Annotated in this window: 17 protein-coding genes, 5 tRNA genes and 1 pseudogene; 12 read left to right on the top strand and 11 right to left on the bottom strand. The window is 51.8% G+C overall.

Annotated elements, in window-relative coordinates; genetic code table 11:
* Positions 1 to 84: 84 nt before the first annotated feature.
* The 6 genes and pseudogenes from BM123_RS22860 to BM123_RS22835 all read left to right on the top strand — a co-directional run.
* Positions 85 to 288 (top strand): annotated as a pseudogene (locus BM123_RS22860) (SdpI family protein); the annotation flags it as partial.
* A gap of 165 nt (positions 289 to 453) precedes the next feature.
* A complete protein-coding gene (locus tag BM123_RS22855) occupies positions 454 to 1,881 on the top strand; it encodes an alpha/beta hydrolase family protein (protein ID WP_090173320.1) in 1,428 nt (475 codons plus the stop codon).
* Positions 1,882 to 2,437: 556 nt separating this feature from the next.
* On the top strand, positions 2,438 to 2,908 hold the full coding sequence (gene rpsF, locus BM123_RS22850; protein ID WP_090173318.1) for a 30S ribosomal protein S6: 471 nt from the start codon (positions 2,438 to 2,440) through the stop codon (positions 2,906 to 2,908).
* Between the two features lie 56 nt (positions 2,909 to 2,964).
* A complete protein-coding gene (rpsR, locus tag BM123_RS22845) occupies positions 2,965 to 3,231 on the top strand; it encodes a 30S ribosomal protein S18 (RefSeq protein WP_090173315.1) in 267 nt (88 codons plus the stop codon).
* 131 nt (positions 3,232 to 3,362) lie between these two features.
* The gene (gene rplI, locus BM123_RS22840) at positions 3,363 to 3,809 is read left to right on the top strand and encodes a 50S ribosomal protein L9 (RefSeq protein ID WP_090173313.1); all 447 of its coding nucleotides are present in this window, start codon (positions 3,363 to 3,365) and stop codon (positions 3,807 to 3,809) included.
* Between the two features lie 235 nt (positions 3,810 to 4,044).
* Positions 4,045 to 4,566, top strand: a complete 522-nt coding sequence (locus BM123_RS22835) for a hypothetical protein (RefSeq protein WP_090173311.1) — start codon at positions 4,045 to 4,047, stop codon at positions 4,564 to 4,566.
* A 168-nt stretch (positions 4,567 to 4,734) separates the two neighbouring features.
* Here the strand turns inward: BM123_RS22835 and BM123_RS22830 are convergent, their stop codons facing one another.
* Positions 4,735 to 5,985: an ABC transporter permease gene (locus tag BM123_RS22830; RefSeq protein WP_090173310.1), complete on the bottom strand. Its 1,251-nt coding sequence runs from the start codon at positions 5,983 to 5,985 to the stop codon at positions 4,735 to 4,737.
* Between the two features lie 227 nt (positions 5,986 to 6,212).
* On the opposite strand from BM123_RS22830, the gene queA reads away from it, so the two are divergent.
* Positions 6,213 to 7,277, top strand: coding sequence for a tRNA preQ1(34) S-adenosylmethionine ribosyltransferase-isomerase QueA (queA, locus tag BM123_RS22825; protein WP_090173308.1), 1,065 nt, complete (start codon positions 6,213 to 6,215; stop codon positions 7,275 to 7,277).
* A gap of 438 nt (positions 7,278 to 7,715) precedes the next feature.
* Here queA and BM123_RS22815 read toward each other — a convergent pair whose 3' ends face one another.
* The 6 genes from BM123_RS22815 to BM123_RS22790 form a co-directional block, all read right to left on the bottom strand.
* Positions 7,716 to 9,257, bottom strand: a complete 1,542-nt coding sequence (locus tag BM123_RS22815; protein ID WP_175489518.1) for a TROVE domain-containing protein — start codon at positions 9,255 to 9,257, stop codon at positions 7,716 to 7,718.
* 204 nt (positions 9,258 to 9,461) lie between these two features.
* A tRNA-Gln gene (locus BM123_RS22810) sits at positions 9,462 to 9,536 on the bottom strand.
* 121 nt (positions 9,537 to 9,657) lie between these two features.
* A tRNA-Phe gene (locus tag BM123_RS22805) sits at positions 9,658 to 9,728 on the bottom strand.
* A 2-nt stretch (positions 9,729 to 9,730) separates the two neighbouring features.
* Positions 9,731 to 9,803: transfer RNA gene (locus BM123_RS22800), tRNA-Leu, on the bottom strand.
* 113 nt (positions 9,804 to 9,916) lie between these two features.
* Positions 9,917 to 9,988 (bottom strand) — tRNA-Arg (locus BM123_RS22795).
* A 59-nt stretch (positions 9,989 to 10,047) separates the two neighbouring features.
* A tRNA-Met gene (locus BM123_RS22790) sits at positions 10,048 to 10,104 on the bottom strand.
* 641 nt (positions 10,105 to 10,745) lie between these two features.
* Between BM123_RS22790 and BM123_RS22785 the strand changes: the two genes are divergently transcribed.
* The gene (locus BM123_RS22785; protein WP_090173302.1) at positions 10,746 to 11,501 is read left to right on the top strand and encodes a hypothetical protein; all 756 of its coding nucleotides are present in this window, start codon (positions 10,746 to 10,748) and stop codon (positions 11,499 to 11,501) included.
* A 91-nt stretch (positions 11,502 to 11,592) separates the two neighbouring features.
* On the opposite strand, the gene BM123_RS22780 is transcribed toward BM123_RS22785, so the two are convergent.
* Positions 11,593 to 11,820: a T9SS type A sorting domain-containing protein gene (locus tag BM123_RS22780; RefSeq protein WP_262490485.1), complete on the bottom strand. Its 228-nt coding sequence runs from the start codon at positions 11,818 to 11,820 to the stop codon at positions 11,593 to 11,595.
* Positions 11,821 to 12,410: 590 nt separating this feature from the next.
* Here BM123_RS22780 and BM123_RS22775 point away from each other — a divergent pair.
* The 3 genes from BM123_RS22775 to porN all read left to right on the top strand — a co-directional run bounded on the left by BM123_RS22775 (position 12,411) and on the right by porN (position 15,846).
* Complete coding sequence (locus BM123_RS22775; protein WP_090173298.1) at positions 12,411 to 13,016, top strand: GldL-related protein; 606 nt, start codon at positions 12,411 to 12,413, stop codon at positions 13,014 to 13,016.
* A 101-nt stretch (positions 13,017 to 13,117) separates the two neighbouring features.
* Positions 13,118 to 14,764 carry a type IX secretion system motor protein PorM/GldM gene (gene porM / locus BM123_RS22770; RefSeq protein WP_090173295.1) on the top strand — a complete coding sequence of 549 codons (1,647 nt, stop codon included), beginning with the start codon at positions 13,118 to 13,120 and terminating at the stop codon, positions 14,762 to 14,764.
* A 182-nt stretch (positions 14,765 to 14,946) separates the two neighbouring features.
* Positions 14,947 to 15,846 carry a type IX secretion system ring subunit PorN/GldN gene (gene porN, locus BM123_RS22765; protein ID WP_090173293.1) on the top strand — a complete coding sequence of 300 codons (900 nt, stop codon included), beginning with the start codon at positions 14,947 to 14,949 and terminating at the stop codon, positions 15,844 to 15,846.
* A 210-nt stretch (positions 15,847 to 16,056) separates the two neighbouring features.
* Here porN and BM123_RS22760 read toward each other — a convergent pair whose 3' ends face one another.
* Positions 16,057 to 17,265: a bifunctional alpha/beta hydrolase/OsmC family protein gene (locus tag BM123_RS22760; RefSeq protein WP_090173291.1), complete on the bottom strand. Its 1,209-nt coding sequence runs from the start codon at positions 17,263 to 17,265 to the stop codon at positions 16,057 to 16,059.
* Positions 17,266 to 17,345: 80 nt separating this feature from the next.
* Between BM123_RS22760 and BM123_RS22755 the strand changes: the two genes are divergently transcribed.
* Entirely contained in the window at positions 17,346 to 17,585 is a 240-nt protein-coding gene (locus tag BM123_RS22755; RefSeq protein WP_090173289.1) for a hypothetical protein, read from the top strand.
* Positions 17,586 to 17,635: 50 nt separating this feature from the next.
* On the opposite strand, the gene BM123_RS22750 is transcribed toward BM123_RS22755, so the two are convergent.
* Positions 17,636 to 19,309 carry an FAD-dependent oxidoreductase gene (locus tag BM123_RS22750; RefSeq protein ID WP_090173287.1) on the bottom strand — a complete coding sequence of 558 codons (1,674 nt, stop codon included), beginning with the start codon at positions 19,307 to 19,309 and terminating at the stop codon, positions 17,636 to 17,638.
* A gap of 110 nt (positions 19,310 to 19,419) precedes the next feature.
* Positions 19,420 to 20,832 carry an ATP-binding protein gene (locus BM123_RS22745; RefSeq protein WP_090173285.1) on the bottom strand — a complete coding sequence of 471 codons (1,413 nt, stop codon included), beginning with the start codon at positions 20,830 to 20,832 and terminating at the stop codon, positions 19,420 to 19,422.
* Positions 20,833 to 20,953 lie beyond the last annotated feature (121 nt).

Genomic DNA, 20,953 nt, shown 5'->3' with positions numbered 1-20,953 from the left:
GGGAAAAACTTCGCTTCGGTGTCAAGCACCAGCTAAACAAGCTCCTCCTCTGGCCGTCAAACTAGCTTAACTTCGTGGTACGCAAGGATACAAGCCAAATGGGAAAAGACCCACCGCTACGCCGGCCCCTTGTTTTTGGCCGGAGGAGCGCTGATGGTGCTAAACGGACTCCTGTTTTCCGGCGGTACGATTACCGTCGTGATGCTTTCCATTATTGCCGTGATCTCCATCATCCCCATTGTCTACGCCTACCGCCTGGAAGACGAAGAACCGAGCGATTTCGTTTAAAGCCTACGCTGCGCAGCAGCCCTCCGTGAACCTCTGTGCTAACCTCTGCGTACCTCTGTGGTTAAAACCAATTCGCCCCATAAAACGTGACAACCCAAGCTATTCCTCGTCTTACCCTTACGATCACCCCCGCCATTTCCGGCGACCAGAAATATTCCCTGATACATGCGTTACCTACTCTTTAGTATCCTCTTTTCTCTATCCCTGACCGCCACCGCTCAGGTGGAAGGAGACTGGTTTGCCATCCTCGATGCAATGGGGACCAAGCTGCCCATGAAGCTGGAATTAAAAAACGCCGATGGAAACTGGCAGGGCGCGATGCTTGATCCTACGGTCGCTGGCCGGCGGATGGAGATGAACGCCATCACCTTTGATGGCCAAAAGCTGCACTTCGAGGTAGAAGTTCTGGGCATCACTTTTGACGGGGTGCAGAACGGCAAACAGGTCAAAGGTGTTTTTAATCAGGCAAACGTAGACTTCCCCCTCACATTCACCCGCCACCGGCCGGATGGCTTCCCCATCAGCGAAGGGCCCATCACGATTCAGCAGCGGCAGCAGGAACCGACGAGCTTTCCCTACCAGCGGGAAGCCGTTTCTTTTTCCGGTGGTGCGGACGGTGTCACCCTGGCGGGAGAATTAACCATGCCACAAAAAGGAAAGCCAAAAGCGATGATCGTACTGGTGTCCGGCTCCGGGCCGCAGGACCGGAATGCCTACCTCGGCAGCCAGATCAATCACAGCCCGTTTCTGGTGCTGAGCGACTTCCTGACCCGCCGCGGCTACGCGGTGCTGCGCTATGATGAGCGCGGGGTGGCGGAGAGTACCGGCGACTTCGCTTCAGCCACTACGGACGATCTGAGCAAAGACGCCTGGGCCGCCGTTCGTTATCTGCGTACCCGCAAAGAGCTGAAGAACGTATCGGTCGGCGTAGCCGGCCACAGTGAGGGAGGAATGATTGCCCCCGTTGTGGCAGCTGCTGACGGCGAGCTTGATTTTCTGCTGCTGCTCGCCGCTCCCGCAGTTAGCATTGATAGCCTGATGTTGGAGCAGCGCCGGCAGGTGGCACTATCCATGGGAATGCCTGAGATGGTGATCAAACGCGATGAACCGGCACTCCGGGCGGCCTACGCCTGGATTAAGGATAATACCCAGCTCAATCAGGAAGAATACGTCGAAGGGCTATACGGCGTTTTCGAAGAGCAACTCGATAATTTACCAGAAGCACTGCGTAAGAGCATCGTTGACCCGCGCGCATTTAATGCGCAGTACGTCAAGCCGCTTTCCTCTCCCTGGATGCGTTATTTCATTGCCTTCAACCCGCAGGAATACCTTCGGGAACTCAAAGTGCCGTTGCTGGCGATCAACGGGATGAAAGACACGCAGGTACCGGCACTGATGAATCTCAACGCCATCTCCGAAGCGATGGCCTTTAGCGGAAATCCCGACGCTACGGTGGTTCCATTAATGGAGTTGAATCACTTGTTCCAACCGGCGGATACGGGCGCACCGACAGAATATGGTACCATCGAGACTACTTTTGACGAGTCGGCGCTGGAGGTCATTGGTAGCTGGCTGGACGAGCGCTTTAAGTAGCATCCGGGCGCGGCCGCAGGTGCAGTGAAAGTTATATTGCAAGGTAACTCCTCCTTCCCAACGGACCCCGTACGGGGTCCAACCTCCTTAGCCCCGGATGAAGGTTTGGGCGGGAAGCGCGCGAATACGTAAAGCTTGCTGCCTTCCGACAGACCCCGTATGGGGTCGAACATCCTTAGCCCCGGATGAAGGCTTGGGCGTAGCCCTGCCGCAATCCGGGGAGCCCTAGCGCGCAGCGCGAGCATAGGAAACGTTTGCCCCCTCCCCACCTGAGACCCCGTATGGGGTCGAACATCCTTAGCCCCGGATGAAGGCAAGGGCGGAGTCCTGCCGCAATCCGGGGAGCCCGAGCGCGAAGCGCGAGCAGACCCAACGCCCGTTCCCTTGCTCATTCAAGCACCCCCTTGCACCCGCGTGCAGCGCCCGCATGGCCCGTAAAGAAAGATTGTCCTTTAACTTTCGAAGAAAACCCTTATCTTTGCACCCGCTTAAGCGCGACCCTTCGCGTGGATAGTTATTTCCCTTATTTTTTAACCTCTCATCACGACTGATCCATATGAGAAATTACGAGACTACTTTCATCGTAGATCCAGTGCTGTCGACTGAAGATATCAAATCGACGGCTCAGACGTATGTAGACAAGCTCCGCAAGGAGGGTTGCGAAATCGTTTTTGTTGACGAAATGGGCCTGCGTACGCTGGCTTACGATATCAACAAGCGTAGCAACGGTATCTACTACTCTATCGAATACACCTCTCCAAACGGTGCTTTCATCCGCGACTTCGAACTGGCCCTGCGCCGGGACGAACGCATCCTCCGCTTCCTGACCATCGCCCTGGACAAGTACGGCGTACAGTACAACGCTGACAAGCGTGCCGGTAAGATCGGCAAGGCTAAGCGTCAGAAACAGGAAAAAGCGGCTAAAACGGAAGCTTCTGCTCACGGCATCAGCCGTAAGAAGGCAGATTCTCCTTCCCTTTCTGGTGTCCCTTCCGGTGACGCTGAAAGCTTCAAGGAAGAAGAGTAGATCATCCGAATGCCTCCTTTACCGGAGGATTTGTCAACCTTAAAAAATAAAACTCCATGGCATCCAGAGATGACATTAAGTTCTTGTCCAATCCTAAGATTGGCGGACGTAAAAAGAAGTACTGCCGTTTCAAGCGTTACGGTATCAAGCACATCGACTACAAAGATCCTGACTTCCTCCTCACCTTCGTGAACGAGCAGGGCAAGATTCTTCCCCGCCGTATTACCGGCAACAGCCTCAAGTACCAGCGTAAGATCGGCACGGCCATCAAGCGCGCTCGCCACCTGGCGATGCTTCCGTACCTGACGGACCTTTTAAAGTAATGATAGGTTGATAGTAGTGGTAGTATGATAGTACTATCACTACTATCATACTACCACTACTACTAATCTAAATAACTAACCACCACCAAAACGGGGCACTGCCCCAAAAGGGTGGGACAACATAATTCACCATGAAAGTAATTATGCTGAAAGACGTCGATAAAGTCGGCGACAAGCACGAAGTCATCACGGTAAAGAACGGTTTTGGCCGCAACTACCTTCTTCCACGTGGCCTGGCCATCATTGGTAATGCCTCTAACATGGGCCGTCTCAACGAGATGATCCGTCGTGAAGAAGCTCAGGAAGCCAAGAAGCTTGACGTCTACAAAGAGATGGCAGGTAAGCTGGCTGGCCAAACCCTCAAAATCGGTGCTAAGGCCGGTACCAGCGGTCGCATTTTCGGCTCTATTACGGAACTCTCCGTTAAGCAGCAGCTGCTCGAGCAGTTCGGTGTTGAAGTTGAGCGTAAGAAGATTAATCTTCCCGAAGAGGCTAAAGAACTTGGTACTTACACCCTTACACTTAAGCTGCACCCTCAGGTAACCCAGGAAATGCAGATGGAAGTTGTGGGCGAGTAAAAATTGCCTGCTTCAAAAAAAACAAAAGAGCCGTTACGGGAAACCGTAGCGGCTTTTTTAATTGGAGCTATATCTTCAGGTGAGAATATAATCGCCCAAACAACGATCAGCTTTATTAGGAGGAGAGGACCAGCAAAATAAGCAACATAGCCAAAGGTTGGTAAAAAGGGGTTTGCACGATTGCAGTCATTCCCGTATTTTTATCACCTTCCAATCACCTTCCAATCACCTTCCAATGTTAACCCTTTTTCGTTTTAGCTTCTCTCTGGTTTTTGTAAGCCTTCTCTTCTTTTCATGTGATAAAGAGCATACTGTACTCCCTGTTCCTGATGGTAGTAGTTTTGTCAAAGAGCATAACCAGTATCTTCCGAAAGGTGACTTGAGCATCAGACATGCTTTTGAGGCGGAAGGAGAAATACCTGCGGCGTCGTTTTTTGTGGAAGAAGGCCACGACTTCAGAACCCTTTCTTTTACTTTTAAAGGAAGCAATGGTAGCGAAGAAATCTACCGCAAATTCAATGTTGGCGTATCTGACGATTTTAGTTTTCCGGCGAAAATAGATAAGGCTAAAATCATCTATTTAGAGTCCCGGATTTTTGTGGCTAATCTTGATGATGACTCTTACTACAGTTTTGTTGTTCCGATTCCCGGAAATGCGGACAACCTATTCCCTGACTATGATTATTTTACCAGTGTCACTATTGGTACGGAGACAATTACACCTGACTTGTTGAAAGTAGCAAATGATTGCTTGTAAGTGTGGATGTGTAGTTTGTTCCAATGATAATCTAAGAAAGCCATGCACTACCTTGCAATGTAGCTGTAGCTGTGATAGCGAATCGTGTAGCAGTACTTGCTATAATGGCATAGTGCCTTTTGCCAAAAGAATTGTAATGGTGAACAGTAAGGAGAAGCTCGTGTCACGTTAACTCCGCATAGCATCCACCGGGTCCATCTTCGCTGCTTGCCCGGCCGGAATGGCTCCGGCGATGATGCCGACTGAAGCGGAGAGAATGATGCCGATGATGGCATTCTTGAGACTCAGCGAAATGGCGAAGGACTCAAAAGAGGTATTGATAATGGAGGTTATACCAACCACCAGGATCAACCCCATTAAGCCGCCGATGATACAGAGGATGACGGACTCGGTCAGAAACTCAAGGAGAATCACGAACTGACGGGCACCGAGTGCTTTCTTAACGCCAATCAGGCTGGTTCTTTCCTTTACGGAAACGAACATGATATTGGCTACGCTGATGGCGCCCACAATGATGGAGAAGCCACCAATAAGCCACCCCATCATGTTCAGGACGCCGAAGAAATTACCCAGGGCATCCGCCATCATGCTGAGTTCGTTGAGGGCGAAGTTGTCTTTTTCCCGCGGGCGGAGCCGGCGGTTGGAACGCATAATGCCCCGAATGTCATCCTGTAGCTGCTGGGTGGATACACCATCCTTGGCTTTCACCCCAACGGTGCCACCAAACTGGCTGCGGTTTTTAAGATTGATAAAGCGGGCGGCATTGTTGTAGGTGACGATAACGGCGTCGTCAAAATCGAGCGGATTAATCAGATCGCCGCCGGATGGCTCGAGTACGCCAATAACCTCATACTTCCGTCCTCCCATTTTGATGGTTTTGCCAACGGGCTCAAGGGCGCCGAAGAGCTCTTCGGAAATTTTTGCCCCCAGCATGAGTTTGTCGGTTCCGCCGTTGTATTCGGAGTTAGTCCAGTAACGACCTTTATCAATGGTAATATTGAAGATGCGCTCGAACTCATAGGTTGTGACGAAAAGGAAACCTCCCTCCACACTGTTTTTCTTGTATTTGACGGCCTTTGAGCCGGGAACCGTCCAGTAAGAAACTAATGAAGCCGTAGGCATTCGTTCTTTCAGGGCTACGTAGTCGTCATGGTCCGGGTAGGGGCGCTGAAAATATTCCCACCAATCGCTGCTATTGTCTTTCCATGGCCACTTATCGATGTATACCGTATCGTCTCCGAGTTTTGCGAGGCTTCCGGAGAGATTGTCTTCCAGCGAATCTACGGCGGAGAGTACCCCGATGATGCAGAAGATACCGATTGAGATACCCAGCAGAGAGAGGAAGGTTCTCAGCTTATTGCCCGTTAGTTGGGCCCATGCCTGACGGATACTCTCAGAAAAAACTTTAAGGAATAACATGTGTGGAAATTGATCTTCTAAAGATAGGTAAGTTGTCTGTTAGCGGTCATGACAATAGACTAAAACCCACTTACAATGGACAAACGTCAACAATTCAACCACTCCTTAGCAAACTTTAGGGGTCACTCAGTCATTAGTTAATAGGTAAAGGAAGTTAGCATTAGCATAAATACCCCTACCTTTGCCCGCTGTTTCGCATTTATTAGGCACTAAAATAAGAAAAGGGAATGAGGACAAAATTGTCACAATTTAAGTTTGAACTCAATGAGAAGCTCATCGCCAGGACCCCCAGCAAGCGTCGTGATGACAGCCGGCTGATGGTCGTTAATCGTGCAACCGGTGAGATTGAGCACAAGATGTTTTCTGACCTACTTGACTTTTACGACGAGGGCGACTCCCTGGTTTTTAACAACACCAAAGTTTTTCCCGCCAGACTTTACGGGCTAAAGGAAAAAACGCAGGCCCGCATTGAAGTCTTCCTTCTGCGGGAACTGAACGCTCAGGCTCGCCTTTGGGATGTACTCGTGGACCCCGCCCGGAAAATCCGGGTTGGTAACAAATTGTACTTCAACGATAAGCGGGGAGTAACCAAACTGGTAGCTGAAGTAGTAGACAATACTACCAGCCGTGGAAGGACCATTCGCTTCCTGTATGACGGCCCTAACGATCAATTCCTTAACGAACTGCACAGTCTTGGTAATACACCTCTTCCAAAGCTGCTGGAGCGGGAGGCCGATTCCCGGGATGCAGAGCGCTACCAGACTGTTTTTGCTTCTGAAATAGGTGCCGTAGCGGCCCCTACCGCTGGCCTTCACTTCAGCCGGGAGACGCTGATGCGCATGGAGCTCAAAGGCATCAAAAAAGCAGAGATTACGCTGCACCTCGGTCTGGGTACTTTCCGGGACATCGAGGTGGAGGATCTTTCCAAGCATAAGATGGACGCGGAGTACTTCCGCGTTGAGCAACCCGCCGTAGATATCGTAAACGCAACCAAGCGGGAAGGAGGCCTGATCTGTGCTGTTGGGACGACTTCCGTCCGTGCCTGTGAAAACAGTGTTAGTGCCGAGCGCCTGCTGGCCACTAACGAAGGCTGGACCAACAAATTCATCTTCCCTCCCTATGATTTCCATATTCCGGATCACCTGCTGACAAACTTCCACCTGCCCAAAAGCAGCCTGTTTATCACTACTTGTGCTTTCGGTGGCATTGACCTGATCCTGGAGGCCTATAAGATCGCCCAGAAAGAAAAGTACCGCTTCTTTGCCTATGGCGATGCGATGCTGATCATATAAGTGACCGTCGGTTATACCGAATTGGATGCCCCGAAATGTACTGCTCTTTGCAGGCTTTCGGGGCATTACTTTTTGGGCTTTTAAGGGGCGGAAACTTTAACTAAAAATCAGCGATTTTTTTTAACCCAATAGTGACATATTCTGTCCGGAAGCGTTTTATTTGCATAGCAATCGCGCCCGTGTTGGGCCGGTAAATACAACGAAAGTGAAAACAAAAGCTGAAAAGCGCAACCAGGCCCGTAAGCAGGCCGAATCCGTCAAAGCCTCCAGAAAAGCCTCCCGCCAGGCAAAAGGCAGTTTGATGACAAATGCTGCTTCCAAAAAAGGTAAAAGCATGGTTCCGCAAAGTAAGACCCCGAAGAAAAAATAGGGTCTTAAGCTAAGAAAGAGCCCCGGTCCGCAATCGATGCGGCCGGGGCTTTTTTGTTGGTCTGAGCATTACAGTTCGACGGACTCAATGGTCTTCAACAGAACATCGGGGTCCTGCTCAGCCAGTGCGATCAGGTCAAAGACCTTTTCACTGAAGCCGGATACTTCGAAAACCTTACCACCCGAAGGGAATTGGCTGCTGCCGTAACCCCGCAGGTCGATGGTGTAAACGAAGGGATCGCTTCCACTACGCCGGCGGTAGCCGGCCAGCACCTCCTTACCTCGTTCCTGGTGCAGCCAGGACTGCATGTCGGACAGGATAATGACGCGCTCATAGGAGCGCTTGCCAGCGGTCGCGAAGATGGTCTCGAAGTTAGTGCCGTGACCGACCTTGTTGTTGCCGCCAAAGGCAGCTGCGAAGGCCAGGGGGCTATCACCCAGGCGGTACTTCAGGTATCGGGCCGTGGTGCCGAATTCCAGCAGGTCAGCATTGCTGCGCTGAGCCAGCGCAAAACCGAAGAGTGCACCCAGTTCGTTGCAGAGAACGTTGTTGGAGCCGGCTGCGGCGCTGCCCATAGAGCCGGAGTTGTCAATAGCTACCAGGGTGTTCTTCAGCTCGGGCAGGTTGCTAAAGCTGATAACGATGGCCTGCTCAAGAGCGGCCAGCACCCGGCGCCGGGCGCCGGAGGGAGAATTGCTCTTTGAAACGCCGACCATGCTTCGCAGCCTTTCCCCTACGGATACTTGCCGACCATCGTTTAGGCTTACCTTTTCGATCTCCTTCCAGGCTGTCAGTAACCGAAAAGGAAGGACGAGAGAACGCCGGATGCGGTTCTCGTCGGTCAGCTGTTGCTCGATCAGGTCAATTAACTCAGGGGCTTGCTCCAGCAGGTTGCGGAGGTTACGGATCAGGGCGAAATAGCCCAATTTGCCTTCCTTCAGCAGATCGGCCCAGGCTTGCGCCTTGGCGGCGGACTTGCCTTCGCCGGCGGTTTGGCCAGCGGCGGAGAGCTTGCTTTCCCAGGTGTCCTGGTTCTTCAGTGTACCGTTGACCAGCTCCTGGAGAGCCTGAGCGTTGCGCTTAGTGGGGACAGGGCGGACGAGGTTGACCAGGTCAATCAACTTAACCTGCTTGCCTTCACCGCGGTACTTCGCGAGCTGGTAGCCATCGAAACGATCAAAAGAAGTGGCGAAACCCTTCTTCATGGCGTTGGTCAGGTTCTTACCACTGTCTTCCCGGGCGAGGAAGGCAGCGGTGATTTCCAGCATGTCATCAGGGCGGCGAACGATGCGGTCGTAAAAGCGACGACCCCAGTCAGTGCCCGCCACCCGGCTGGCCAAACCAGCGGCTACGGCATGACTGATGCTTCGCATACCGAATTCGTTGCGGGCATAAACAGCAGCCTTGGCGGCGAAGAGAGGATCGACCTGCTTCAACAGGGCCTCCAGCTCTTGCATGCTTTGGTTAGCGGAGCGGTAGAACTGATCCGTGAGGAAGTTGGTCAACAAAAGGCTCACCAGTCGGTGCTCGGCACTACGGGTGTAGGCGCTGCCTCCTGCACGGTTTACCGTCAGAGAAGTATTCATCTTGTTCTTGTTGAATCGTGACATGGTGAGTAAGGGATTAAGGGAGTAAAGGGATAAGGGGATTAAGGGAGTAAAGGGAAAAGGGAGTAAAAGGGGGGAAGGGTTTGGTTTTAGGTGTTCATTGCTGTTCATCCCATCCCTTTGCACCTGCGTTGGCGCCGCAAAGGGCTACACCGACGAAAGACAGTAGGCAGCGCTACGTCCCATCCTCGTCGGAGGAGGAATGAATGGTCACCCAGCAGGGATTCGAACCCTGATTTTCCGGATCAAAACCGGAGGTAATAGCCGTTATACGACTGGGTAGGTCTTTGAATGAGTGAGTGAGTGAGTGAGTGAATGAGTGAATGAGAGAATGAATGAATGGGGGGAGTGCATTCACTCATTCTCTCATTCTCTCATTCTCTCATTCCTTTTATTCACATTGTGTGGACAACGGGAGTCGAACCCATATCTCCGGTGTTTCAAGCCGGCGCTCTGCCATTGAGCTATGTCCGCTGTACCCCAGAGAGGATTTGAACCTCTACTGTACCGGTTCTGAGCCGGACGCCTCTGCCGTTGGGCTACTGGGGCTTCTGTAGTCTGATGGTATTTATAGTAGTGGTCGTTTGGTAGTAGCTGCCGCGTGTTAAAGGGCCGCTTACTATCATATTATCCCTACTATCAATCTATCATAACTGCCAAGGTTGTCACTCAGGGGATCGAACCCCGATCTCCAGATTCGTAGTCTGGTGTCCTTCCGGTTGAACGAAGTGACAAGGAAGACTACATCAGTACGGACAAAATCAGGGCGTGACCCGGCTGAAGCCGAAACAAAGGCGAGAATCGAACCCGCTACCTTCAGGGGATGATCCTGATGCTCTACCGATGAGCTACAAAGTGCGATGTATCACGCGGTCTTCAGTACCGGACTGATGTAGTCTTGTAGTCTGGTGGTCTTGTAGGCTGCCGCATTTTGTAGGCTTTACAGGCGGCAGTGTAGTTTATTGGAAGATTTTGCCTCCAACGCCTCTAACGTTCGGAGCCTACAAGACTACGAGACTACCAGACTAATGAAAGAGCCCATTCCAAAGGCTCCGGGTCCGTTGAGCGGAAACCTATTTCAGAGGGGCGTTGATTTGGGAGCGATGACGTAGCTGGAGGGAGGCCCCAGTCGTTATGCCCACCGTAAATTGAAATCGTTGCATGGTGGAATGTATTAAGGTCCGCTTGTTTGCGGGACGGGGGGTAAATGGCAGAGGCTGAGCAATAAGTTGCGGTACAGTCGAAAAAAGTGACATTCTTTTTGAAGAAAGAGGAAGCGGCGCGACCGCAGGTGCAGGGAGAGTTGGGGGGCAGGGAGGGATGGAAACCCTTGCTACACCAGACTTCGGGTACATCTACAGATGTACCCGAAAGCCGTATATATACGTATATAAACGTAAGTATACGTTTAAAGAACGACTAAGTCCTCCAGCAGGATTCAGCTTTGCCCATGTCAACCAGCATTGTTCACTAAACCAAAATCCTGCAATCATGACTGATCAAGCTCTAATTAACCTACTGGATTCCATACGCAACGGGGTGGACCCCCGCAACGGAGAGTTCTTCAAAAAAGAAAACACCCGCCTGGGGGAGCCTCCGGTCCGGCGTGCTTTTAACCGTCTTATTAAGGAGTTGGCCACTAATCCGGAAAAAGTGGAAGTTGACGTACCCGATGGTGTCATCTCTGCAACTTGCGAGGAGTTGCGGGCTCTGGGCTACCAGCCCTGCGTTACCCAACTGGTTAAGGTCTTTATTGGTAGCCGCTCCATCGTAGACCGGAACCTGAAGGGCCTGCAGTCGTATAACCGATATCGCGGTATCTACACCCGCGACTTGCTGCACACCCACTTGATTGCCTATCACCGCAAGCATCCAAATGTCCTGTTGGAGCTGCCCGCCCTTGGCAAAGCCACCGTCCATGAACCCTGGCGAGAGGTAGACTTCTTCCGCGAAGCGCCCTTCGATAAGCTGGACGATGCCAAAGACCTGGAGCTTCGCCGTGCCGTGCAGGCCCTTGGCCTGCGTAAGACCGATGACCGCCTGCCCGCTTACATGGCCACCGCCCGCATCAACTACCCTCGTGCCTTTGAGCCCTGGGTTAGAGATGAGCAGGCATTGCTTATTGAGGCGATGTGCTACACCAATCAGGTCGATAAGCTGGTGGCCATTTTTGGCCGAAGTGCCTCCTCTTTGGAAAAGGCCGGACAAAAACTAATTTATGATAGCCAGCAGAGTCGGGTAGCATAAATCGATGAAACAAGGTTTCCAGGCTAAAAAAAGCGGGCAGCCGATCCTGATGATCGACTGCCCGCTCAGGCTAAACGAAAAGGTAAATGGTTTACTGGCGGACGATCCGCTTTACCATTTGACGGCCATCAACGTTTACCCGTAGCAGGTAGGCGCCGGAGGCTGTATTGGAAAGATCAACCGTCTGTGTTTGCAGACCTTCCGTAACCTGAAGGCTACGCTGGCTGATCGTACGGCCCATCATGTCCGTCAGGCTTAAAACGGCCTCGCCACTGGCTTCAGCGGTGAAATTGATGTTAACCACGTCATTGGCGGGAATTGGGAAAACGGACAGTTTGCCGTTCAGGACACTAGTGCAATGGCATCGTCACAGAGATCATTTGCCGGTTGGGCAAAAAGAGAGGTAGCCGTGCCAAGGCACAGTAAAAGAGCAAATAATTTTTTCATAAGTAAGTCTCAAAGTGGTGGGTGAGTAATGACTGGCATTTGGGGTATTAGAATCCAGTCATTAGATTGAAGCAGTGCGTTGTTTTACTAAAAAAGCGAAAAGCGCTTTTTTTAGAATTTATATATGGTGAAGTAGTAAGTTAAGGAGTATAAATGTAGGCAATTTGGTGTTTCTGTAAAATTTTTAAAGGTGTTTGTTTTTAGTTTGTGTAGTATTGCCCCAGGTTAGCGTCAGGAATTCTGTCGGCCACTTTCCCCAAATGAACATTTTTTGCATAAGTGAGCAAATTCCGTTAATTTCGCGGTCGCTAAACAATATGATGTTCTTAACTTCGGTTAAGTTGACGTTAATGTGGTTTCAGCCACGGAGAACAACCTTAATTTTTCAAGCGGGGTAAGCCTGATCACTATAAAGCGCCTTCGCTTCTTTCATCATCTTTCCCCAAATCTTACGTTCGTACAATGGCAATTACTAAATCGCCCACCTTTAAGTACATCAAGAACTTCATCATCGGCGTTGGCGCCGCGATTGTAATGCTTGGTGCTCTCTACAAAATTCAATCCTGGGAGATGCCTACCATCGGTGGCATGAAACTTGACCTCCTGACCATTGGTCTTGGAGTAGAAGCCTTCCTTTTCCTCCTGATTGGTATTCTCGGCCCGGAGCCTGATTACTACTGGGACAAACTGTACCCCGGTCTTAACAAGTACGACGCTGATGTACAGCCTCTTTCCAGCGGCGGCATTGGCGCTGCACCAACTGCTGCACTTAACGGTGAAGTAGTAGAGAAGCAGCTCGGCGGAATGCTAACGGAGCTTCAGACCATGTCTAAGAGCATGAGCAGCCTCAAAGCACTTCAGGAAGCTGACTTCAGTGGCACCAGCCAGCAGATTGCCCAGATGGGTAACTTCTACGCTAAGCTCAACGAAGCCATGGCTGACCTGGCCGCAACTGCTGAAGACACCAAGGCGTACAAGCAGAACATGCAACAGTTGAACGGTAACCTGAATACCCTCAACTCTGTCTACGGTAACATGATCAGCGCTATGCGCGGTCCTAACGCCTAAGACCCCCGTTTTTACGGAACCCAATTATTAATTCCCCAGAACCCGCGCGGCGGCAACGAGCTTCGCTGCCGCCGCGCCGGGTTTACAATCTATAGATCAATATGTCAATCCCCAAGGAACCCCGGCAGTTGATGATCAACATCATGTACCTGGTACTCATGGCACTTCTCGCCCTGAACGTATCCGCCGAGGTAATGAATGCCTTCCAGACTCTTGATGAGGGTAACGAAAACTCAATCGCTACGGTGAATGAGCAGATGGATGCCACCATCAAAGGTGTGGAGTCTATTCTGGAAGATCCTTCTAAGGCCAAGTTCAAGCCAATTACTCCCGTAATCACGGAAGTAAAGTCTATCTCCAGCGAGTTCAGCAGCTACGTTGATGAACTCCGCGATCAGCTCATCGATATGTCCGGTAATAATAACGGCGAAGTTGATGAAGACGATTTCAAAATGGACCACGGTATGCGCACTGTCCGCGGTAAGAAGAACAAAGACGTTACTACTCGTCTTCTAGTTCTCGGTGAAGACGGAGCAGGCGGCGAGCCCGGTGCAGGTGAAGACCTCAAGGCTAAAGTTATTGAGACGCGTCAGCGCCTTATTGACGCCTACTCTAACCTGCTCAATGAGCACGGTAAGGAGATGGACCTTAGCGCTGAAGAAATCACTCAGAAGATTGCGAGTGTAGCCACTAACATGCCCTTCAACATCGATGACGAAGCCTGGCAGGAAGCTGGTCGTGAAAACTGGTCTGATTTTAAATTCGGCCACATGCCCGTAGCGGCAGTACTTCCGCTGATGTCTCAGATGAAGTCTGACCTCAAAGTCTCTGAAGCGAACATCGTAAATGACCTCGTAAGCCTCGTAGGCGGTAAAACCATCGAATTCGATAAGTTCTTCCCGGTATTCAACGCAGATAAGAGCTACGTAATCGGCGGTGAGCAGATCAAAGCAAAGGTCTCTGTAGGTAGCTACAGTTCCAGCCTTGATCCCGGCAACATTGACCTGCGGGTGAATGGCCAACGCCTCCGCGTGAATGCAGACGGAACGGCCGACTACACCATTACGGGTAGCGGTGCCGGCCCCAAAACGATCAACACTTCCGTTGCCGTAACTAACCCACTAACGGGCGAAGTACAACGTGGCGAAGGTAAGTTTACCTACGAAGTAGGTCAGCGCTCGGTTGCGGTATCTGCTGATAAGATGAACGTGTTCTACATCGGTGTGGATAACCCACTGACGGTTTCTGCTGCTGGTGTTGCTTCCGGCGATGTGCGCGTGAACATTTCTGGCGCAGCTTCCCGTAAGTCGGGTAGTGGCAGCAAGTTCGTTGTAACGGGTAACTCCGTCGGTGAAGCGACCGTCAACGTAACGGCCAAAGGCCAGCAGCTCGGCTCTTTCCCCTTCCGCGTAAAGCGGATTCCTGATCCGGTACCGATGGTAGGTAACTCCAAAGGTGGTACGATCCGTAGCAACGTATTCAAGTCGCAGGCTGGTCTTTACGCTAAGCTGGAGGCTTTCGACTTCGAGGCGAAGTGTAACATCGTAGGCTACGAACTGGTATATGTTCCTAAGCGTGCCGATGCAGTTCCCAGTGTAAACGTAGGTGGTCCTTTCTCTGGTACTTCCAAGCAGCTCGTACAACGCGCAAAGCCAGGTGATATCTACTACGCTAACAACATTAAGGCGAAGTGTCCTGGTGACCCGGTATCCCGCCCGATTGGTACGATGGTCTTCAAGATCAACTAAATACCGTTAAGACTGGCTCATCCGTTTGGTAAAGCCGGAATTAAACGGGATTTTTGCGAGCCTCCGGAGAAATGCCTCCGGAGGCTTGTTTTTTTTGCCGGCTTTTACACTACGGTCCTGCTTTACGGCGTTCGTAACTCGTATTAAGTCATTATCCCTTCCAATAATTATTCCCCCTCCCCATGAAGGCAGCTTTCAAACTAGCCCTCCTGCTTTTGCTCGCCAGCACCTCCGTGCTGCTTGCCCAGCGCCCCGGTAACCCACAGGGTAACTCTACTTCCATCACGTTGCCCGGTGCCGGCCAGCCTGACCCCAGCCAGGATCAGTTCATGACGCCAGTGAACGACATCATCGAAAAGCGCTCCCAGGTGGAGCGCCGCATCCTGCCTTACGAGCATGTACGCGAAGCGGACATTATGTGGCAGAAGCGTATCTGGCGGGTTCTTGACGTACGCGAGAAGATTAACCTTCCTTTTAAGAACCCTGAGCGTCCTCTGATTAATATCTTGTTGGAAGCAGCGGACAGTAACAAAATCCAGCTTTACGGTACGCTGGACGACAAGTTCACCACTCCACTATCCGAAGAAGGGCGTGCGGCAATGGCCGGTGGTATTGATACGGTACCTATTGTTGATCCCGAAACCTACGACGTTACCTACGACCTCGTGGCCCGTGAGCTTAACCCGGAAGACATCCGTCGTTACCGCCTGCAGGAAATCTGGTTCTTCGACAAAGAGAGCAGCACGATGAAGGTTCGCATCTTGGGTATCGCCCCGCTGAAGGATGAGTTTGACGAGAACGGAAATTTCCTTTACGAGCTGCCGATGTTCTGGGTATACTACCCCGCCGCCCGCCAGGTGCTGGCCAACGAGATGGCATTCGCTAACGGCAACGATGCCGCTGCCCGTAGTTGGGAAGATGTATTCGAAAGCCGCTACTTCAACAGCTACGTCATTAAGGAGAGTAACGTTCTTGATCGTCGTATCGAAGGCTACCTGACCAACGGCCGCGAACGCCTCATGGAAGCAGAAAGGATTAAGCAGGAGATCTTCAACTTTGAGCAGGATCTCTGGTCATACTAGATGAATGATGTTCTTCGGAGCATTAATAAAACAGCGTCGTCAGCTCAGGTTGACGACGCTGTTTTCGTTTTAGGAAGCCTTCGTTTTGCTGGTTTACAGGCTTACACTGCCCTGCTCTTTCAGACTTCCCTTGCACCTGCGGTGAGCGCCCAAACCCTTTGTTGCCTCCAACGTGCGGAGCCCAAAGAACCAAAAGACCAAAAGACCAACCTACCCCAAAACCGTCCTCACCTCCACCGTTTCATGTAAGGTGCGGTGCACGGGGCAGCGATCAGCGATTTCGAGCAGGCGGTTTTTCTGCTCATCGGAGAGATCTCCGTGCAGGACAACGGTTCGCTCGAATAAGTCAATTTTGGTGGGCTTATCTCCGGAAGCCGCCATGTCTTCGGCGTAATCTTTACGATGATCGAGGTGTACCTCAATGTCTTCGAGGGGCCACTTTTTACGGCGGGCATACATCTGAACCGTCATGGCCGTACAGGCCCCGAGGGCCGAGCTGACCAATTCATAGGGGCCGGGTCCGTAATCGTTCCCGCCGATTTTCTCGGGCTCGTCCGCCGTCAGGGAATGATGACGAACCATCACTTCGGTAGTGAAACCTTCGGCGCCCAGGCGAACGGCCACTTCGCGATCAGAACGAAGGGGCGCTTCCGCAGGTGCAATGATGTAACGGGAGGACCAGCCTGCAATCACCTGACCAACGTAATGGGCATCCTCTCCCTTGGTGAGCAAATGATCCGCTCCATCGAGGGAGACAAAGCTTTTCGGATGGCGAGCGGCCGTGTAGAGCTTAGCTGCCTCGTCAATGTTCACCGTCAAATCCTGCGGGGAGTGTAGTATCAGCAAAGCAGCGCCCAGGTCTTTGATGTGCTCTTCAACGCGTTGGTTTTCCAGGTCGTCCAAAAACGTTTTTGCAATCTGGAAGGGGCGCCCGCCGATGTCTACCGTAGCCGAACCATTTTTCTCGATCTCGTCAATGTTCTCCTTGAAGTGAGCACTAACGTGATCGGGCGCAAAGGGAGCCCCGATGGTGGCTACCGCCTTCACGGAAGGAATCCTGCCGGCGGCGCAAAGCACCGCCGCTCCGCCCAGGCTATGCCCCACCAGAAGGGCAGGGGCTTCATGTTCCGTTGCCAGCCATTCAGCCGCTGCTTCGAGGTCAGAGATGTTAGTCGTAAAGGTCGTGTCCACGAAGTCTCCCTCGCTGGAGCCCAGGCCCGTAAAGTCGAACCGAAGAACAGCATAGCCCGCTAAGTTCAGTGCCCTGCTGATGTTTCTAACCGCCGCCAGCGAACTGGAGCAGGTGAAGCAATGCGCAAACAGTGCGTAGGCATGCGGATGACTACTTACGGGAAACTCCAGACGAGCGGATAGTTGTTGCCCACGGCCGTTTGAAAACTTAACTCGGGTGCTTTTCACAACAAAATTAATTTAATTAAACAATTTGTTTGTTTTAAAATGAAATTGCGCTTATTTTTGTTTTAAACTCATTCAGCATTATGTCATCTCAGGAAACCAAACAGAAGCCCAAGTTAGGGGAAAAGCCCGCTACTAACGACTCCGGGGAGGACGAGCGTCATCGCCTGCGCGACATCATTGTTGTTATCGTTACTTACCCCTTGACCCCAACGGAACGAACGGGGAAGTTGGCCAGGAACAAGCCCTGGCTTGAGTTTGCTTCGCTATTACTTAAGCTGGCCCTGGCGGCTTATGCACTTTACGAAGCTACCACGAGCTGATGTTTGCCCTGTAGAAATCTGTGGAAATAGAGCCTACTCCTTTCATCCTGCTACTGCTCCGCTAAATACGCATGTACGAACTTAATGGCCATCGCCCCTTCCCCGACGGCGGAGGCTACTCTGTTCATAGCGCCAGATCGTACGTCGCCCGCGGCGAATACGCCGGGCTGGCAGGTTTCCAGCAGGAAAGGTGCGCGTTCCATGGGCCAGTTTTTGGCCCGTTCGGCGGTAGTGGTCAGGTCTCTGCCGGTAATGACAAAGCCACGTTCATCGGTCATGATCTGTCCTCTTTCGATCCACTCGGTCCTGGGACGTGCTCCGATGAAGATGAAGACGGCATCAGCCGGTGTTTCGAAGGTGGTGTTTTCCTGAAGGTTCTGGATCTCGAGGCGCTGCACGTGATCGTCATCACCACAGACCTTCCTGATCTGGCGAAAGCCATGAACCTTGATGTTGTCAATAGCATCGATCTGATCGATCAGGTAGGACGACATGCTTGACGTAAGGTCTGGCCGCCGGATCAAAATATGTACTTCCCTGGCAAACTTGGAAAGATATACGGCACCCTGCCCTGCAGAGTTACCCCCACCTACTACGTAAATAACCCGGTCTTCACAGGCTTTAGCTTCCGTGATGGCAGCACCGTAATAAACACCTGCTCCGGCGAAGGTGTCCGCACCTTCTGCCGGTAATTTTCGGTATTGCACACCGGTAGTCAGGATGACCGCCCTGCTTTTTACTTCAGCACCATCGTCGAGGGTTAAAATCTTGTAGTTGTCCTGAATCCGAATGTCTTCTACTCCGCGGGGTGTAATGACCTCAACGCCAAAACGAAGTGTTTGTGCCATCGCCCTTCGGGTGAGTTCCGATCCGGAAAGCCCGCTGGGGAAACCCAGGTAGTTTTCAATCCGGCTACTGGTTCCTGCCTGACCGCCAGGGGCCCTTTTTTCGATGAGTAGCGTTTTGAGGCCTTCGGAGCCGCCATATACGGCGGCGGCCATGCCGGCGGGGCCGCCGCCAACGATAACGACATCGTAGAGATCGTCGGCTGCCGTTGCACTCATACCCAGCGTTTCGGCCAGGGCCGGGAGGCTGGGGTCCGTCAGTACCTTGCCATCTTCCAGAATGATGACCGGCAACTCCTTCGTGTTGCAACTATGCAGTGAAAGTAATTCCTGCCCTTTCTCGCCAAAGGCATCTACCCATTGATAAGGCTTGAGGTTAGCGGCTAACCAGTCTTTGATGTTGTGGGATTTGGGCGAGTACTGGTACCCCAGCACCCGGATACCACTAAATTCCGGCCGGAAGCTTAATCGCCAATCTTCCAGTAGTTCGTTCAGAACCGGATATAATTTTTCCTCGGGAGGATCCCAGGGTTTGAGCAGGTAGTAGTCAAGCTGCACGTCATTAATCGCCTTTATGGCTGCCTGGGTGTCTGAATAGGCGGTAAGAAGCGCTCGTTTAGCTTTCGGGAAGAAGACTTTTGCTTTCTCCAGAAAATCGACACCGAGCATTTCGGGCATCCGCTGGTCGGACAGGAAAAGGGCAATGGTTTCCCCCTTTTTCTTTAGTTCTTTAACCGCAGCCAGGGCTTCTGTGGCGCTAATGGTAGAAACGATACGGTAATCGTTTTTATACTGATTTCTCAAGTCTCGCTTCAGAGAACGCAGCACCTGCTGATCGTCATCGACCGAAAGAATGATGGGTTTTTTAATTGTTGCCATTAGGTACGAATTGGAAAATAGAAACGGGCATCTCGGTAAGTCAGGCTGAGGGCGACGGCGCGGTTCTGCTGAGCGTAGCCGAAGTACGGGTGCAATGAGAGTCTACAAAATCAAAGGGGAAAGCAGACTCTGAAACAGGTTTTTCCCGGGCTGCTCTCCAGAGCAACGGTGCCGCCGTGCCGCAGGAGCACTCTGCGTACAATGTCCAGTCCCATACCTGTCCCTTCACCAATACCCTTTGTGGTGAAGAAGGGTTCGAAAATTCGGTTCCTGATGTCCTCCGGAATGCCAGGGCCATTGTCTTCAAAGTCGATGCAGAGGTTGTCCCGTCGCTGATAGCTCCGAATAGTCAGCTTACCCGTTCCGTCGTCGGGCAGGGCATCGAGGGCGTTGGAGATCAGGTTCGTCCAAACCTGATTCAGCTCCCCTTCCAATGCCTTTATGCTCGGCAGGTTGAGGTCGCAGGTTTTATCCAGCTCGACGTTCTTTTGCTTAAACCGGAACTTCAGCATCGTCAGGGTAGACTTAATACCATCGTTCACGTCAATAAACTCCATGCTGGGGTCACTGTCCATATGGCTGTAGGTCTTGATGGAGCTAACCAGTTCGGCAATGCGTTTGCTGGCGGTTGATATTTCTTCCACCAGACTTTCGGTCGTCAGGTTGGTCTCTACCCAACTGAGGACCGGACCAAGGGATTCCTGCGGGATTACCTCAGCGATGCTATCGAGGTGCTCCGGGCGGAAGTCCCAGTCTACAAAAGTATCCGTTAACTCTTCAACATTGGTTATGCCCCTGTCTGCCAGCCAGTCCGTCAGGTCATCCGTTCGTTCTTCCCTTTCCATCAGGCTGAGTTCCTGGGTGTCTACCCGGGCGGTTAACCGCTCGAAAAGGATATCGTTTACCACGTCCACATCATCGGGGCTAATGCGCATGGTGATGGTCGCTTTGAATTTTTCCGGCGTATTGGTCATGTGCCGTTGCAACTCCTGGCTCGACCGGACCATCGCCGAAGCAGGGTTGTTAAGCTCATGGGCCAGGCCCGCGCTCATCTTACCCAGGGCGAGGAGTTTTTCATTCATCAGCTGAATTTGCTGATAGTCGCGTACGCGCTCCGTCATAATGGATACTAAACGCTGAACCAGCAGATAGCTCACATTGACCATTTCGGTGAAACAGTTCTTATGAATTTCCAGGAAATGAAGTTCTTCTATGACCTTGGCTTCTGCCGTAATTCGGGTCATTCTGCTGAAGGGCAGAACCCCTGATACATACGGAGCTTCCCAAACGCCCATTTCCTGTTTCTTTCCATCTTTTTCACGCCGGATAACGTAGCCACCGCGAAGCAGGATCTGCATCGTATTGATTTCCTCGTTGCTGCGGAACAAATAGTCATCCTTTGGCAGAATGTGGTATTCACCACGCTCAATGAGCCATTGTAAAGCAGGATCTTCAATACCCTCAAAATGGGGGAAGTCCCGTAACTGTTGTAGCAGGTCACGGGGTTTGGGTTGTACGGGCATGGTTAATGTTCTGCAGGGAAAACGCGTCAGATGGTGGGTGGTTTTCCCGGCCGGTGTTTAGCCCTGCTCACTCAAGCACCTTTGCACCTGCGGCCCCTCGCTAAAACTGCCGAAGTGTCCA

The sequence above is a fragment of the Neolewinella agarilytica genome (genome assembly GCF_900110645.1).
In the GTDB taxonomy this organism is placed as follows: Bacteria; Bacteroidota; Bacteroidia; order Chitinophagales; family Saprospiraceae; genus Neolewinella; species Neolewinella agarilytica.
Note: the sequence above shows the minus strand (reverse complement) of the source record. Positions and strands in the feature narration are given on the sequence as shown.

Excerpts from the sequence above, each read along its gene's own strand:
- BM123_RS22835 (WP_090173311.1), top strand. The coding sequence starts at position 4,045 with ATGTTAACCCTTTTTCGTTTTAGCTTCTCTCTGGTTTTTGTAAGCCTT.
- rplI (WP_090173313.1), top strand. The coding sequence starts at position 3,363 with ATGAAAGTAATTATGCTGAAAGACGTCGATAAAGTCGGCGACAAGCAC.
- BM123_RS22815 (WP_175489518.1), bottom strand. The coding sequence starts at position 9,257 with ATGTCACGATTCAACAAGAACAAGATGAATACTTCTCTGACGGTAAAC.
- rpsF (WP_090173318.1), top strand. The coding sequence starts at position 2,438 with ATGAGAAATTACGAGACTACTTTCATCGTAGATCCAGTGCTGTCGACT.
- queA (WP_090173308.1), top strand. The coding sequence starts at position 6,213 with ATGAGGACAAAATTGTCACAATTTAAGTTTGAACTCAATGAGAAGCTC.
- rpsR (WP_090173315.1), top strand. The coding sequence starts at position 2,965 with ATGGCATCCAGAGATGACATTAAGTTCTTGTCCAATCCTAAGATTGGC.
- porM (WP_090173295.1), top strand. The coding sequence starts at position 13,118 with ATGTCAATCCCCAAGGAACCCCGGCAGTTGATGATCAACATCATGTAC.
- BM123_RS22830 (WP_090173310.1), bottom strand. The coding sequence starts at position 5,985 with ATGTTATTCCTTAAAGTTTTTTCTGAGAGTATCCGTCAGGCATGGGCC.
- BM123_RS22750 (WP_090173287.1), bottom strand. The coding sequence starts at position 19,309 with ATGGCAACAATTAAAAAACCCATCATTCTTTCGGTCGATGACGATCAG.
- BM123_RS22775 (WP_090173298.1), top strand. The coding sequence starts at position 12,411 with ATGGCAATTACTAAATCGCCCACCTTTAAGTACATCAAGAACTTCATC.
- BM123_RS22745 (WP_090173285.1), bottom strand. The coding sequence starts at position 20,832 with ATGCCCGTACAACCCAAACCCCGTGACCTGCTACAACAGTTACGGGAC.
- BM123_RS22785 (WP_090173302.1), top strand. The coding sequence starts at position 10,746 with ATGACTGATCAAGCTCTAATTAACCTACTGGATTCCATACGCAACGGG.
- porN (WP_090173293.1), top strand. The coding sequence starts at position 14,947 with ATGAAGGCAGCTTTCAAACTAGCCCTCCTGCTTTTGCTCGCCAGCACC.
- BM123_RS22855 (WP_090173320.1), top strand. The coding sequence starts at position 454 with ATGCGTTACCTACTCTTTAGTATCCTCTTTTCTCTATCCCTGACCGCC.
- BM123_RS22755 (WP_090173289.1), top strand. The coding sequence starts at position 17,346 with ATGTCATCTCAGGAAACCAAACAGAAGCCCAAGTTAGGGGAAAAGCCC.